This is a genomic window from Lichenifustis flavocetrariae (genome assembly GCF_026130545.1).
GTDB classification, from domain to species: domain Bacteria; phylum Pseudomonadota; class Alphaproteobacteria; order Rhizobiales; family Beijerinckiaceae; genus Lichenihabitans; species Lichenihabitans flavocetrariae.
This window is the reverse complement of record NZ_JAMOIM010000030.1, coordinates 12844-26728: the sequence shown is the minus strand read 5'-3', so window position 1 is coordinate 26728 and position 13885 is coordinate 12844. Positions and strand designations below refer to the sequence as shown.

At 64.5% G+C, this 13885-nt stretch carries 9 protein-coding genes and 2 pseudogenes; 8 read left to right on the top strand and 3 right to left on the bottom strand.

Translation table 11 applies throughout. The features are described from left to right. Window positions 1-46 precede the first annotated feature (46 nt). On the top strand, window positions 47-1114 hold the full coding sequence (locus M8523_RS27295; RefSeq protein ID WP_282588041.1) for an NAD-dependent epimerase/dehydratase family protein: 1068 nt from the start codon (window positions 47-49) through the stop codon (window positions 1112-1114). 54 nt (window positions 1115-1168) lie between these two features. Here the strand turns inward: M8523_RS27295 and M8523_RS27290 are convergent, their stop codons facing one another. Continuing rightward, window positions 1169-2008, bottom strand: a complete 840-nt coding sequence (locus M8523_RS27290) for a nitrilase-related carbon-nitrogen hydrolase (RefSeq protein WP_282588040.1) — start codon at window positions 2006-2008, stop codon at window positions 1169-1171. Window positions 2009-2364: 356 nt separating this feature from the next. Here M8523_RS27290 and M8523_RS27285 point away from each other — a divergent pair, with 356 nt between their 5' ends. The 7 genes and pseudogenes from M8523_RS27285 to M8523_RS27255 all read left to right on the top strand — a co-directional run. After that, complete coding sequence (locus tag M8523_RS27285) at window positions 2365-4080, top strand: trimethylamine N-oxide permease (protein WP_282588039.1); 1716 nt, start codon at window positions 2365-2367, stop codon at window positions 4078-4080. Window positions 4081-4137: 57 nt separating this feature from the next. Continuing rightward, the gene (locus M8523_RS27280) at window positions 4138-5265 is read left to right on the top strand and encodes an aminomethyl transferase family protein (RefSeq protein ID WP_428351435.1); all 1128 of its coding nucleotides are present in this window, start codon (window positions 4138-4140) and stop codon (window positions 5263-5265) included. A 60-nt stretch (window positions 5266-5325) separates the two neighbouring features. Beyond that, entirely contained in the window at window positions 5326-5919 is a 594-nt protein-coding gene (locus M8523_RS27275) for a dimethylamine monooxygenase subunit DmmA family protein (protein ID WP_345894309.1), read from the top strand. Next, on the top strand, window positions 5916-6875 hold the full coding sequence (locus tag M8523_RS27270; RefSeq protein ID WP_282588037.1) for a PDR/VanB family oxidoreductase: 960 nt from the start codon (window positions 5916-5918) through the stop codon (window positions 6873-6875). The genes M8523_RS27275 and M8523_RS27270 overlap by 4 nt, the downstream gene beginning before the upstream one ends. A 56-nt stretch (window positions 6876-6931) precedes the next feature. Then, entirely contained in the window at window positions 6932-7972 is a 1041-nt protein-coding gene (locus M8523_RS27265) for a heme-dependent oxidative N-demethylase family protein (protein ID WP_282588036.1), read from the top strand. A 97-nt stretch (window positions 7973-8069) separates the two neighbouring features. Then, a complete protein-coding gene (locus tag M8523_RS27260) occupies window positions 8070-9422 on the top strand; it encodes a trimethylamine monooxygenase (protein ID WP_282588035.1) in 1353 nt (450 codons plus the stop codon). A gap of 10 nt (window positions 9423-9432) precedes the next feature. Next, window positions 9433-11682 (top strand): annotated as a pseudogene (locus M8523_RS27255) (trimethylamine N-oxide demethylase); the annotation flags it as partial. Window positions 11683-12493: 811 nt separating this feature from the next. Here M8523_RS27255 and M8523_RS27250 read toward each other — a convergent pair. Together M8523_RS27250 and M8523_RS27245 are read right to left on the bottom strand one after the other, a co-directional pair. Next, window positions 12494-13054: pseudogene (locus M8523_RS27250) on the bottom strand (IS91 family transposase); the annotation flags it as partial. A 76-nt stretch (window positions 13055-13130) separates the two neighbouring features. Next, complete coding sequence (locus M8523_RS27245; RefSeq protein WP_282588074.1) at window positions 13131-13700, bottom strand: TetR/AcrR family transcriptional regulator; 570 nt, start codon at window positions 13698-13700, stop codon at window positions 13131-13133. Window positions 13701-13885: the final 185 nt, after the last annotated feature.

The window sequence follows — 13885 nt, the reverse complement described above, 5'->3', positions numbered from 1 at the left end:
CAGTCACCGCCCCGCGTCACCTCCTTCCGGCCTGGAGCGTCGCCACATGACACTGCTGATCACCGGTGCGACCGGTTTCGCCATGAGCGTCCTGGCGCGCGTGTGGCTCGAAGCGAAACCCGACCGGCGCGCCGTCATCCTCGATCAGGCGCCGCTCGACAGTGCCGCGACCCGCTATTTCGCGCCCGTGCGCGACCGTCTCGCGGTTCTCAACGGCGACGTCACGCAGCCCGACGGGTGGCGCACAGCGCTCGACCGGCTCGACATCACCCATGTGGTGCACGGCGCGACCGTGACCCCGATCTCGCGGGGCTCGGCCACCGAAGCGGCCCGCGAGCCCGAAGCCGAGATGCCGTTTTCTATTATGAACGTGAACCTGATGGGCACGATGCACCTGCTCGAATGGGCACGAAGCCGGCCGGAGCTCCAGCGCTTCATCTACGTCAGTTCCGGCGCGGTGTACCGGCATCATGGCCCCGACACCCCTGGTGAACCGCTGCCCGAGGACGGTTACGTAGCGCCGAGGCGTCTTTATGGCATCTCGAAGCTCGCCTCCGAACTGGTGACGGAGCGCTACCGCGACCTGTTCGGTCTGTCGGCGGCTTCCGTGCGTTTGTCCTCCGTCTACGGCACGATGGACCGCACCACAGCCAGCCGAAATTTCCGCCACCTGCCGAACCGCATCGCCCATCTGGCGCTCGATCGTGGCGGCGCGATCCGCGTCAACGCGCTCGATGGCGTGGGCGACTACCTCCATGCCGAGGACGTGGCCCACGGGATCATCGCGCTTCTCGACGCCGCGACGTTGCGGCACGCCGTCTACAACGTCGCCCTGGGGGAAACGGCGACGATTGCCGACATGATCGGATGGGCGGCCGAACGGGTTGCCGGGGTGCATGGCCTCGTCGTGCCGCCGGACGATGCCGACATCCTCCAGGATTCTCCGTCGCGAGGCGGTATGTGGGGCGCCTACGACATCAGCCGCATCGTCGCCGAAACCGGCTGGCGGCCTCGTCCGATGCGCGACGCGTTTCATGCCTATATGGATTGGATCGCGGCGGAGCGAGACGGTCCTTCCGGCGAGCCACGACAGATCGGACCCGCTGAAGCCTAAGCTCGCGGCGCCCGAACGGGGATGCATCGCATGACCATCGGGCGCAGCCGACGGTTATCCTGAAGCGAGGAGACGGCCGAGTTCGGAATGAACGAACTGCGGATCGGCGTCGCGGATTGTGGGAAGCCGGGCGCGCGCTGCGACCACATCCGCTTGCCGGAGCCGCGCCACGCCGAGCCCCGGCGCCGTATCGAGCCGAACGAGATCCCGCCCGAAAGGATCGAGGACGCGCGAGCCGCCCCAGAACGAGAGCCCGCCGCGTCGGCCACAATGGTTCGCCATCACGATCGGCAGGCCGTAGGTGAGTGCAGTATGGCGCAGATTGAGATCCCAGCCGCCTGGGTTGTCGAATTCGTCAACGGCATCGAGCGACGACGCGACCGGCGTTGCCAAGAGGGTGGCGCCGCCAAGAGCCGCGAGCCGGGGAAGCGCTGGGTTCCAGGTGTCTGCGCAGATCAGCGTGGCGACCGTCCAGCCGTCACGCCAGCCCGCTGAGGTCAACGTGTCGCCGCGACAGTAGTGCCGCGTCTCCTGAAGCCGGCCGTAGCTCGGTAGGTTGAGCTTGCGATGAACGGACAGGCAGCGCCCGTCTGCCAGTAATGCCTGAGCGTTATAGATGCGACCATCTTCGCCGCGTTCCAGGAAGCCCATGGACACCGCGGTGCGCCCGGCCGCCTCGGCGACCCGGCAAAGTTCCGGCGCATCGGCGGTCCGGGCGAGCGCGTCCACATCTGGCTCCGACATGTAGTCGGTCAAAGACAGTTCGGGAAACACGAGCAGGTTGATCCCCTGCGCGCGCGCCTCGGCCACCGCCGTGAGGTGCAGGGCGAGGTTGCTGTCGATGTCGCCAGGGCGGCATTCGATCTGGGCTGCGGCGACGGCGAGCTCCGACATCAAAAATCCCTGATCCCATAATCAGTCACGCCGCGTGTGGGGCGCATCTGCGATTTTGCGACATCACCGCTTGTGTTCCGCGCTTCCCGGCCGCGCTCAAACAAGTGTCCACAAAGAGGCGATGGATGATCGAGCGCGCCTTGTCGACCGCCGTCTATCCATGCCGACGAAGCCCCTCGTTCTTCAATCACGACCTTGCGGCAATACAGATCATTGCGATGGCATACTGGTCAAGAAGAAGGCACGCGGTGGTTAAAGTTCAGATTTGACAGCATTCGGTGGGATTTTTACCTTGAATAAACATTTATTCGTGGCGGGCCATTAAGGCCTGACGCCGGATTATTCGGGAGCACACCATGAGTGTCACCTCGACGGTCACCGACCACGGCATTCCGGTTTCCGGGCACCTCCAGCGCACGATCGATTGGCGTGGCGCCTTCTGGGTCGCCAGCGGCGTGCCGGCCCTGGTCTTGTTCTCCATCGGGGGGCTGGCCGGAACCACGGGCACCTTGGCGTTCCTCATCTGGACGGTGTCGATGCTGATGGGCTTCGTGCAGTCCTTCACCTATGCCGAGATCGCCGGCCTATTCCCCAACAAGTCGGGCGGCGCCTCCGTCTACGGCGCGACGGCATGGCTGCCTTATTCCAAGTTGATCGCCCCGCTGTCGGTTTGGTGCAACTGGTTCGCCTGGTCGCCGGTGCTGTCCCTGGGCTGCTCGATCGCGGCCGCCTACATCCTGAATGCCTTCGCGCCCATCCCCGGCTTCACGGCCACGTCGCCGGAGGTTGTGAGCTACATCGGGGCTCACGCGGGCACGAACCCGACGGACGCGATTGCGGCCGTGACGGCCGCCGCCACCCCGGCCCTGCGCAGTTGGACGCTGTTCAGCCATTCGCTGGGCCCCGTCAGTTTCTCCTTCAACATGACGTTCCTGATCGGCGCCGTCCTGATGCTGATCACCTTCGCGATCCAGCATCGCGGTATCTTGGGAACCGCAAACGTCCAGAAATACATCGGCCTTCTGGTCGTCGTCCCCATGCTCATCGTCGGCGTGGTTCCGATTCTCATGGGACAGATCAACTTCGCCAACTTCTCGCCGCTCGTTCCGCTCGCCACCGCCTACGCTCCCGACCCGGGAAGCTGGAACGTCGCGGGCTGGACGCTGGTCCTCGGCGGCATGTTCATCGCGGCCTGGTCGACCTACGGTTTCGAGACGGCGGTGTGCTACACGAGCGAGTTCAAGAACCCAGGCACCGATACGTTCAAGGCGATCTTCTACTCGGGCCTTCTCTGCATCGTCCTGTACATCCTCGTGCCTTTCACGTTCCAGGGCGTCCTCGGCCTGAACGGCATGCTGGCGACGCCGATCGTCGATGGCTCGGGCGTCGCGGATGCCCTGGCCGGCATGGTCGGCGGCGGCCCGTTGATCCATGGCCTCCTGGTCATGCTGATGATCCTGGCCCTGATGCTCTGCATCATGACCGCCATGGCTGGTTCGTCGCGCACCCTCTACCAGGGATCGGCCGACGGCTGGCTGCCGCGCTACCTGACGCATGTCAACGAGCATGGCGCGCCGACCCGTGCCATGTGGACCGATCTCGTGTTCAACCTGATCGTCCTGTCGATCGCAGCCGCCGACGCCACGAGCTTCTTCTTCATCCTGGCGGTCTCGAACTGCGGCTATATCATCTTCAACTTCCTCAATTTGAACGCGGGCTGGATCCACCGCATCGATAATGGCCACATCCGGCGGCCCTGGATTGCGCCCAGCTGGGTGCTGGCGCTCGGCGCCATCTTCTCCTTCGTCAACGTCGTGTTCATGGGCGCGGGGGCGAAGACCTGGAACCCGCTCGCCTTATGGGCCGGTCTGATCGCGGCCGCGATGATCATCCCGGTCTTCTGTTTCCGTCACTACGTGCAGGACAAAGGTCGCTTCCCCGACCAGATGCTGGCCGATCTCAACCTGAAGCAGGATGATCTCAAACGCAGCAAGGCCGGCCTACTTCCCTATCTGACCCTGGTGGCCGGTCTCGTCGTGATGCTCGCCGCCAACTGGTTGTTCCGGATCTGAGCCCGGCGGCCCATCGGCCGCCGTCGTCCCAAGGAACTGGAGGAAAAGATGAGCGTGATGTCCTGGCGGCGATCTCCCCTGGCGGACAGGCACCGGGCGCTAGGCTCTGCGCTCGAAGACTGGAACGGCATGGAGACCGCCTGGACCTACACGGCCAGCGATCTCGCCGACGAGCACGAGGCCGTGCGCACTAAAGCCGCCCTGATGGACGTATCGGGCCTGCGGAAGGTGCACCTCGTCGGTCCGCATTCCCACCACGTGTTGCAGCGTGCCACGACCCGCGACGTGCGCAAGATCTACCCGGGCCGCTCCGTTTACGCCTGCATGCTGAACGATGGCGGCAAGTTTACCGACGACTGCATCCTGTATCGCACAGGTCCGAATTCCTGGATGGTGGTGCTGGGTTCCGGCACGGGCTACGAGGAAATCACGAAGGACGTGCTCGGCAAGAATGCCGCGCTGCTGTTCGACGACGACCTGCAGGATTTGTCGCTGCAAGGGCCCGTGGCGGTAGAGTATCTCGCCAGACATGTGCCTGGTATCCGAGAGCTCAAATACTTCCACCACCTGCAGACGACGCTGTTCGGCAAGCATGTGATGATCTCCCGAACCGGCTACACCGGCGAGCGCGGCTATGAGATCTTCTGCAAGGCCGAAGATGCCACGGAGATCTGGGACACGATCGTGGCCGAAGGCCGCCCGATAGGCATTGTGCCGGCCTCGTTCACGGCGCTGGACTGGCTGCGCGTCGAAAGCTACCTGCTGTTCTTCCCCTACGATAATTCGCAGATGTACCCATTCGCGGACGAGCCGCCCGGCGACACCCTGTGGGAACTGGGGCTCGACTTCACGGTCTCGCCCGGAAAGGTCGGCTTCCGTGGCGCCGAGGAGCACGCCCGGCTGAAGGGCCGTGAGCGCTTCAAGATCTTCGGCGTGGTCGCCGATTCCGACAAGCCGCTCGACGCGGGCGATGTTCTCTACGCAGACGGAAAGAAGGTCGGTATCGTGACCTGCGGGATGTATTCGCGTGCAACAGGACGCTCCCTGGCGATTGCCCGCATGGATGTGGCGGTCGCGCGGGAAGGCACCCCGCTGCAGGTCGAAGGTCAATCGGGGCACTGCGCCGCCGTCGCGCACCCAATCAACTTCGACGACCCTGAGAAGAAGAAGCGGAACGCGGCATGATTCCGACCGCTTCCCAACCAGCTCTTCCTCCGCTGTTCTCCAGCACGGAGTGAGGCTGCGGTGCCGATCAAGAGCCGCCCCGTTTACCGGCCCCTGACGCCGCGTCCGGGTCACATGCACCTTTTCGCGGTCGACGGCGAGGGCGGCGCGGCCGTCCTCGACATGGCCTCGCAGGCGCCGCCCGGCTTCTTTGCCCATGCGCATATCCTCTACATTCCGCTGAGCCCCGCCGACGACCATTACCTTGCGAAGCTGAGGCGCCTCGAGCCAGACACCCTGTTCGAGGGACCGAGCCTCGCGGCTGCCTTGCCCCGTTTCGGGCAGGTTCTGGCGACCGCCCGTATGGGAACCCGCCTGTACCTTGCCGGCACCGAAGGGCTAATCGGGCAAGCCACCCGCATGGCGATGGAGGCCGGCATGGATCATGCCTCGATCGAGGCGGAACATCGGGGTTCGCTGGCCCGACGGGTGCAGTGCGTCCATTGCAAGGGGATCACCGAAGACGTGACTAGCCAGCCGTGCCGCTGCAGCCATTGCGGGCTGACCCTCCTGGTGCGCGACCACTATTCGCGCCGCGTGGCGGCGTTCCAAGGTGTTTGTATCGATGCCGAGGACCCTGGTGTCGTGCCGCCCCTCGAGGAGCTCTTCAAGTGAGCCAGCCGCGTATTCCGGTTCGGGTGACGGATGTCGTCACTGTCACGCCGCTCGTCAAACGCTTCCACTTCGCCGCTCTCGACGGCGGCCCGCTTCCGGGCTTCTCGGGTGGGGCGCATATCGTGGTGGAAATGCGCGACGGCGACATCCTGCGCCGCAACGCCTATTCGCTCATGGGCGCGCCCTCCAACGCGGTAGACTACACGATCAGCATTCGCCGCGACCAGGATGGCCGGGGCGGCTCACGCTATCTGCACGACCATGTGGTGAAAGGCACGACCCTGTTCATCAGCCATCCGGCCAACCTGTTTTCCCTTGAGCGCCGCGCCCGGAAGCATGTGTTCCTCGCCGGCGGTATCGGCATTACGCCCTTCGTGGCCATGGCCGCACAGGCATTCGAGGAGCAGCAGGCGTTCGAGCTTCATTATGGCGTGCGGTCGCGGATTCACGCCGCCTATGCGGATGAACTGGCCGATCTTTATGGCAACCGCGTCAAGGTCTATGCCTCCGCCGAGGGCGAGCGGATCCCGGTCGAAGCCGTGCTGGGGCACCAGCCCCTCGGCACCCACCTTTACGTGTGCGGACCCGAGCGGCTGATCGACGGCGTGCTGACGGCGGCGCGGGCTCTCGGCTGGCCTGAGCAAAGCCTGCATAGCGAGCGTTTCGTGGCGCCTGCGGCAGGAGCGCCCTATCGCGTGCGCCTTGCGCGCTCGGGGATGGTGATCGACGTCGGCTCCCACCAGGGCATGCTGGAAGCGATCGAGGCCGCCGGCGTTGACGCACCCTACCTTTGTCGCGGCGGCGCCTGCGGGCATTGCCAAGCCACGGTTCTCGCCTGCGACGGGCGCCTGCAGCACCACGACCACTTCCTGAGCGAAGACGAAAAAGCATCGGGACGCAGCGTCATGCCCTGTGTGTCTCGGTTCGAGGGCGAGCTTCTGACACTGGACCTGTGAGCCAAGGCACGAGGGCGCCGCGACGCCGGGATTGTGATAATCGGGAAGACGACACGATGGGCATTCAATTCCGCAAGGAAAGTTTCCGGGACGACTTCACCTTCCGCAACAGCCCGGACACCATTCGACGCTTTCCGTTCCCGTTCGACCGCGACGACTACATGTACGCGGTCAACATCGAGCCGCACGTCAAAGGGCGGCCCGGCACCGCCTTCGAGCACCTGATCGACGTCGACGAGCACTACGTCGCCGAGATGGCCGACAAGGCTCTTGTCCTCAAGGAGGACCCGCTGCGCTGCCAGTCTCTGCCCCACATGGAATTGGCGGGCTGGGATCTACTCGAAATGCTGATGGAGCAGCAGGCGTCCGGCTACCCGGATCATTTCACGCTCGTTCGCGACAGCACCCGTTGGCGCTGGATCAACCGGCCGCTCGGAATCGACGACACGTTCACGTTCGGCGACGCCGCGACGCTGCCTTACGGCCCCATGGAATACATTACCCGCCAGGCGCAGGGCGACTTCTGCCTGCTCGACCAGCGCGTCGGCGACCTTTGGATGGACGCCGGCATCGTCACCACCCAGGCCGACTGGTCGCTCGATTTCGACATCGGCATGAGCTTCATGGAATGGCACGCGCCGGTGCCGCGGGCCCATGAATTGGGGGTATTCGACCGAGCGCTCAAATTCCTGCTGCAACTGCGCCAGGGGCAGCCGATGCGCCGCTCCAATTGGACCATGACGGTCAACGCGCGCCTCGACACGAGCCCGGAAAACTACCACAAATGGGGACCCGACCGCATGACGGTGTTGCCCGAGAACGTCGGCCATAAAGTTCACCTGCGGGTCGAGCTTCAGAGTTTTTGGCGCCTGCCGCGCTCCAACGCGATGGTGTTCCCGATCCGCTGCTATCTGTTGAAACTCGAAGAGCTCGTGACGGAGCCCAAATGGGCACGGCGCATGCACCGGGTCCTCCGCGACCTTCCCCAGGACCTCGCAGACTACAAGGGCCTGTCGCGATGGCGTCAGACGGCGGTCGACTATCTGGCCCGCTACGATGACGGCGCGCCCACATCCCCGGGCGTTTGGGCTGACTGAGGCGGGCCACACCGCCCAGCAATAGACGACAATCGAACATCATCCGGTCGCCACGATGCCAAACGGTCGGTCAGACCATCACGACAAGAGGGTAGGAATGACAAGGGTAGCCATCATCGGTGCCGGTCCATCGGGCCTCGCGGTGCTCCGAGCCTTCGAGGCGGCGCGCTTGAAGGGAGCCGAGGTTCCGGAGCTTGTCTGCTACGAGAAACAGTCGAACTGGGGCGGCTTGTGGAACTACACGTGGCGCACCGGGCTCGACGAATTCGGTGAGCCCGTTCACGGCTCCATGTACCGCTACCTCTGGTCGAACGGCCCGAAGGAATGTCTGGAATTCGCCGACTACTCCTTCGAGGAGCATTTTGGCCGGCCGATCCCGTCGTTTCCGCCCCGCGCCGTCCTGCACGATTACATCGCGGGCCGGGTCGAGAAGAGCGGTGTCCGCAAGCACGTGAAGTTCAATCACGCCGTTCGCCATGTCAGCTACGATCCGGACACGGCGAGCTTCACGGTGCTGGCCAACGATCTGGCCGGGGATCACCTCGTCTCGGACGTGTTCGATTATGTGGTCGCGGCCAACGGGCATTTCTCGACGCCGAACGTTCCGAAATTCGGCGGCATTGAGACGTTTCTCGGCCGGGTGCTCCACGCGCATGATTTCCGCTGCGCTGATGAATTCGCAGGCAAGACCGTAATGGTGATCGGCGCGAGCTACTCGGCCGAAGACATCGGGGTGCAGTGCCACAAGTACGGCGCCAAGAAGATCATCTTCAGCTATCGGACGAAGCCGATGGGCTTTCAATGGCCAGAGGGTTTCGAAACGAGGCCTCTGCTGCAGAAGGTCGAAGGACACCATTGCGTGTTCAAGGACGGATCTAGCGCTGAAGTCGACGCCATCGTGTTCTGCACGGGCTACCTCAATCACTATCCGTTCCTGCCGGACGAACTGCGGCTGAAGACCCGGACGCGCCTCTATCCGCCGGGTCTCTACAAGGGCATCTTCTGGGAGCCCAACCCCAAGATGATGTATATCGGCGCCCAGGACCAATTCTACACGTTCAACATGTTCGATGCCCAGGCGTGGTACGCCCGCGACGTGTTGCTTGGACGTATCGCGCTGCCGGCCCGCGACGGCATGGCGGCCGACATCGGACGATGGGTGGCCCGCGAGGAGGCGCTTGCGGATGCCTCGGAGATGATCGATTTCCAGACCGACTACGTGCGTGACCTTCTGCAGGCAACCGACTACCCTCACCTCGATGTCGACCGTGTGGCGGAGCTTTTCAAGCAATGGGAGCACCACAAGGAAGAGGGTATCCTGACCTACCGGGACCGCTCCTATCCCTCGACCATCACGGGAACTATGGCTCCCGTGCATCATACGCCGTGGATGCGAGCGATGGACGACTCGTTGGCGGCCTTCCTCAACCAGCCCTCCGCGGCCGAGTGAGCGTGCGCCCATGAACGTCCGCGTCGGCGCGGTTCCGCTTCGTCGCACGAGCCTCGTGCTGCGTGGCGGCGAGGTGGCGGTGTTCGATCTGGCCGAGGGCGACCTGTGCCGGGTCGTCGATGCCGAGGGCCGACAGCGCGGCCTCCTGTTCGCCCGCGACATGTCCGTGCTGCACGGCGTTCCGCCGCGTGACGACAAGCCGAGTGACGACGAGGTGGCGGCGGCGCGCGACGCCTTAGGGCATCACGATGCCGATATGGGCGACCTCTGCGGCCTCAGCCTTTTTCCTGCCGACGCCGAGCCGGGTGCGACGGTCGTGTTCCGGGCCCAGTCCCGATCGACGGTCGCCGTCATTGCCCCGGGCGCCCGGATGGCGCCGGACCAGCAGACGCCCCCCACGGACCTGCGCATCGAGATCGAGACCGCAGGACCGAGCAGCGGCATCGCACCGCCGCCGCTCGCTATGCTCAAGCTCGACCAGCGCATCCTCGCCGGGACGGCATCGGCCTTTCGCGTGAGCGCGGGCGACTACATCCAGATCATCGACGTCGACGGGAAACAATGTTCCGATTTCCTGGCTTTCGACGCGGCCGCGCTCGCGGAAGGGCGGGAGTTCGGGCTCGATCCCACCGTGACCCGAACCCTGATGGGAACCGCCAACCCCGGACCGGGGCTCCACTCCAAATATTTCGATGCCCGCATGACCCCGCTGGTCGAGATCGTCCGCGACACGGTCGGCCGTCATGACGCTTTCCTGCTCGCCTGTTCGGCCAAATATTACGAGGACATGGGTTATCCGGGGCACGACAACTGCACGGATAATTTCAATCGCGCGCTGAAACCATTCGGAGTCGCGCCTCGGGCCGGCTGGCCCGCGATCAATTTCTTTTATAACACGTTCGTCCAGGCCGATGACACGATCGCCATGGACGAGCCGTGGTCGCGCCCCGGTGATTACGTGCTCCTGCGCGCCTTGACTGACTTGGTATGCGCCACTTCGTCCTGCGCCGACGACATCGACACGGCGAATGCGTGGAACCCGACCGACATTCATGTGCGCCTCTACGACAAGGCCGAGACATTCTCCAAAGGGATCGCCCACCGCATGACGCCCGATGCCGAGCCGCGTCTGACGCGCGAAACTGGGTTCCATCCCCGCACGGCGGCGCTCACCCGCAGCTTCGTCGACTACAGGGGATTCTGGCTGCCCGACTGCTTCAGCGACGAAGGGCCCATCGCCGAATATTGGGCCTGCCGGGAGCGCGCCGCAGTGATGGACCTGTCGGCGTTGCGCAAGTTCGAAGTCATTGGCCCCGATGCCGAAGACCTGATGCAGCTCGCGGTCACGCGCGACATCAAAAAGCTCGCGGTCGGTCAGGTGGTCTATACGGCCATGTGTTACGCGCACGGCGGCATGATCGACGACGGCACGGTGTTCCGCCTCGGCCAGCACAATTTCCGCTGGGTGTGCGGGGAAGACTATTGCGGCATCCACCTTCGCGAGCTGGCGGCAGAGCGCGGCTTCAAGGCTTGGGTGAAGACGTCGACCGACCAACTCCACAACATCGCCGTGCAGGGTCCCCGGTCGCGTGCCATCCTGGCGACGCTGCTGGTCACGCCCGCCCACCATCCCACGCTGATCGAGCTCAAGTGGTTCCGCTTCACGGTTGGCAAGATCTCCGGCATCCCGGTGATTGTCTCGCGCACGGGCTATACGGGCGAGCTCGGTTACGAAGTGTGGTGCCATCCGGCGCAGGCGCCGGCGTTGTGGGATGCCGTCATGGCCGCGGGCGCTGGGGACGGCATTGCGCCGCTCGGCCTGAAGGCGCTCGACATGCTGCGGATCGAGGCTGGCCTCGCGTTCGGCGGCTATGACTTTTCCGACCAGACCGACCCCTTCGAGGCCGGCATTGGCTTCGTGGTCCCCAAGGACAAGGCCGACCCCTATATCGGCGCGGGAGCGTTGGCGCGGCGTCGCGCCAATCCCATGCACAAGCTCGTGGGCCTCGACGTCGTCGGCAACGAGCCTGTCGGATCGGGCGATTGCGTCCACCTCGGCCGTGCGCAGATCGGCGTCGTGACCAGTGCCACGAGGTCGCCGATCCTGGGCAAGACGATCGCGCTCGCCCGGCTCGACGTCGCCTGTGCGGCTGTCTGCACGGCCGTGGAGATCGGCAAGCTCGACGGTCATCAAAAGCGCCTCGCCGCTCAGGTGGGGGCCTTCCCGCATTTTGACCCGCAGAAGACCCGAGTGCGGGCGGACGCCTCCCACGACGAGCGCGGACGATCACCTCCCGATTCGATATCTGAGTCGCTAGAACCTCGCGGCGCCGGCATAAGGGCCTAGCGGAGTCTTGACCATGCAGCCAGCCCACCCGAACTGACCGAGACCACTCGATGCACCGGGCAAAATCGTCGTTGTCAATGCCGGGCAAGTTGCTGCGGACGATCGCAGTCCCGTCCGTCTCCAAACACAATCTCGCGTTCGGTGCGGGCAAAAAGGTCATCTACGTCGTGGCGCTCGATCAGATCGATAAAGCCCCGTATCACGACAAAATCTACGAGATCCCCAACAACTGGTCCTACGCACGGTGCCGAGGCGGCGCCTGCTGTTGCGAGGCTGCAGATCATTACTCATTGGTCAAAGTTGACCGAGACGATCTCCCGAAAAAGGATCGGCCGCAGACCACGGGAGGCGCGGATGTGCCTAGCCTTGCCGTCCCGAGGGACGTCTGCTCAGGCCCAACATCCCGACGAAAGCGGACTGGCAGCTCCCGGGAAGAGTTTCGGGCGCCGTGAGGCGTACGAAAGTCGCCGAAGACCGAACCCGCGGTGTCCAGGTCGCGCTATGGGGATTTAAAGTTTAGGTGCGTGGTGGAACGCGGTCTAAGGGCGCCAAGACGCATTCCGTCTTGAGCCGGAGCGCGGGATAGCTGGACTGATTGTCTGTTGGCAGGCCCCTCGGGCGGTGGGGTGGTCGCGTCTCACATGGTCACGGACGAGCGACGCGCATCTGGCCTTTCGTCGGAGCGGCATGGCTGCGACGTGGAGGAAGATCAGGCCGTGCAGGGTCACGCCGGCGCCTTGGTTGTCGCGGACGCACGAGGCGGTGCGCGTGGCTGCATCCATCTTTCGAATGTCTCGATGATACGCATCCGACCGCCGCAGCAAGGACAGGGCGGTCGCTGATCGGGTGGTTCGAGGGGTGCAACGGGATCGGGCGGCGGCGAGACGGCCAGCAGTTCGCGGGCGCGGGCGATGTTGGCCTTGCGGGTGGCGCTGGCGAGCAGCCCGTAATGGCGGATGCGGTGAAAGCCACGTGGCAGGACATGCAGCAGGAATCGGCGGATGAACTCGTCCGTGTCAAGCCTCATGACCTGCCGGCGTTCGGGGCCGCTGCGACGGTAATCCTTGTACTGGAAGGTCACGCCGGCCTTGTCGAAGGCGATCAGACGCCGGTTCGCGATCGCGACCCGGTGCGTGTAGCGCGACAGATAGGCGAGCACGGCTTCAGGCCCGGCGAAGGGCGCCTTGGCGTAGACGACCCAGCGCTTCGTTCTCACCGGCGCGAGGTGATGCAGGAAGCGACGCCGGTCGGCAAGCTCGGCCTGGGCGCCAAAGAAGGTGAGCTTCGCGGCGGCAAGCAGCGTCCGCTTTCTTAAGGTTTCGCCCGGGAACAGCAGGTCAGCGATGAGCCGCCTGATGACCTCAGGCGCGAACTGCCAGAAATCCTTCCGCCATCAGCCGGAACGCCTCGATCGCCTTCGGTAGGACGAGGTGCGGTTCGACGCTGGCCGCGACCCACAGCGCGGCATTGAACGCCGTGCCGCTGAGAAGGCGTGACGCGGCCTCGACGTCGACGGCCTTCATGACACCTTCTTCTATCAACTCGGCGACCGCCTGCTTCGTGGTGGCCAAGCAGGCATTCTGACTGGGCCACCTCGAAGGGTCGCCCAGGAAGGCGGGCCCGTCCAAGAGGACGATCCGTCGGACCTCTAGGTCGAGCGCCATCTCGATATAAGCCTCGCCCACCGCCAGCAACCTTTCCCAGGGGGTCGCCGCAGTCGCTCCCGCCCAATGCGCCCGCTCGGCCATCTCGCCATCGACTTGGGCGACGACGGCAGCCAGCAATCCCTTCTTGTCGCCGAAGTTATGGTAGAGCGCGCCACGGGTGAGGCCGACGGCGGCTGTGAGGTCATCCATGGACGCCGCAGCGAAGCCCGATGCTGCGAACGCCTCTCGCGCGGCCCCGATCAGCTTTAGGCGGTTCTCCCCCATCGTGTCGGCGCGACGCTTCGCTGCCAAAACAAAGACCTCCTATCTCGCATACAATGCGTATATGGGATTGACGCTCACCGCGCTCCTGTGCTCTCACATACGCATCGTATGCTGCTACCCGCGCTTGGCAGGAATGTCCAGCGAGCCTGCTCGGCGCGATCGCTTGTATTGAGAAGGACGATGCC

What these genes read in the sequence shown, in the direction of transcription:
- M8523_RS27295 (WP_282588041.1), top strand. Translation starts at nt 47, where the DNA reads ATGACACTGCTGATCACCGGTGCGACCGGTTTCGCCATGAGCGTCCTG.
- M8523_RS27290 (WP_282588040.1), bottom strand. Translation starts at nt 2,008, where the DNA reads ATGTCGGAGCTCGCCGTCGCCGCAGCCCAGATCGAATGCCGCCCTGGC.
- M8523_RS27285 (WP_282588039.1), top strand. Translation starts at nt 2,365, where the DNA reads ATGAGTGTCACCTCGACGGTCACCGACCACGGCATTCCGGTTTCCGGG.
- M8523_RS27280 (WP_428351435.1), top strand. Translation starts at nt 4,138, where the DNA reads ATGTCCTGGCGGCGATCTCCCCTGGCGGACAGGCACCGGGCGCTAGGC.
- M8523_RS27265 (WP_282588036.1), top strand. Translation starts at nt 6,932, where the DNA reads ATGGGCATTCAATTCCGCAAGGAAAGTTTCCGGGACGACTTCACCTTC.
- M8523_RS27260 (WP_282588035.1), top strand. Translation starts at nt 8,070, where the DNA reads ATGACAAGGGTAGCCATCATCGGTGCCGGTCCATCGGGCCTCGCGGTG.
- M8523_RS27245 (WP_282588074.1), bottom strand. Translation starts at nt 13,700, where the DNA reads ATGGGGGAGAACCGCCTAAAGCTGATCGGGGCCGCGCGAGAGGCGTTC.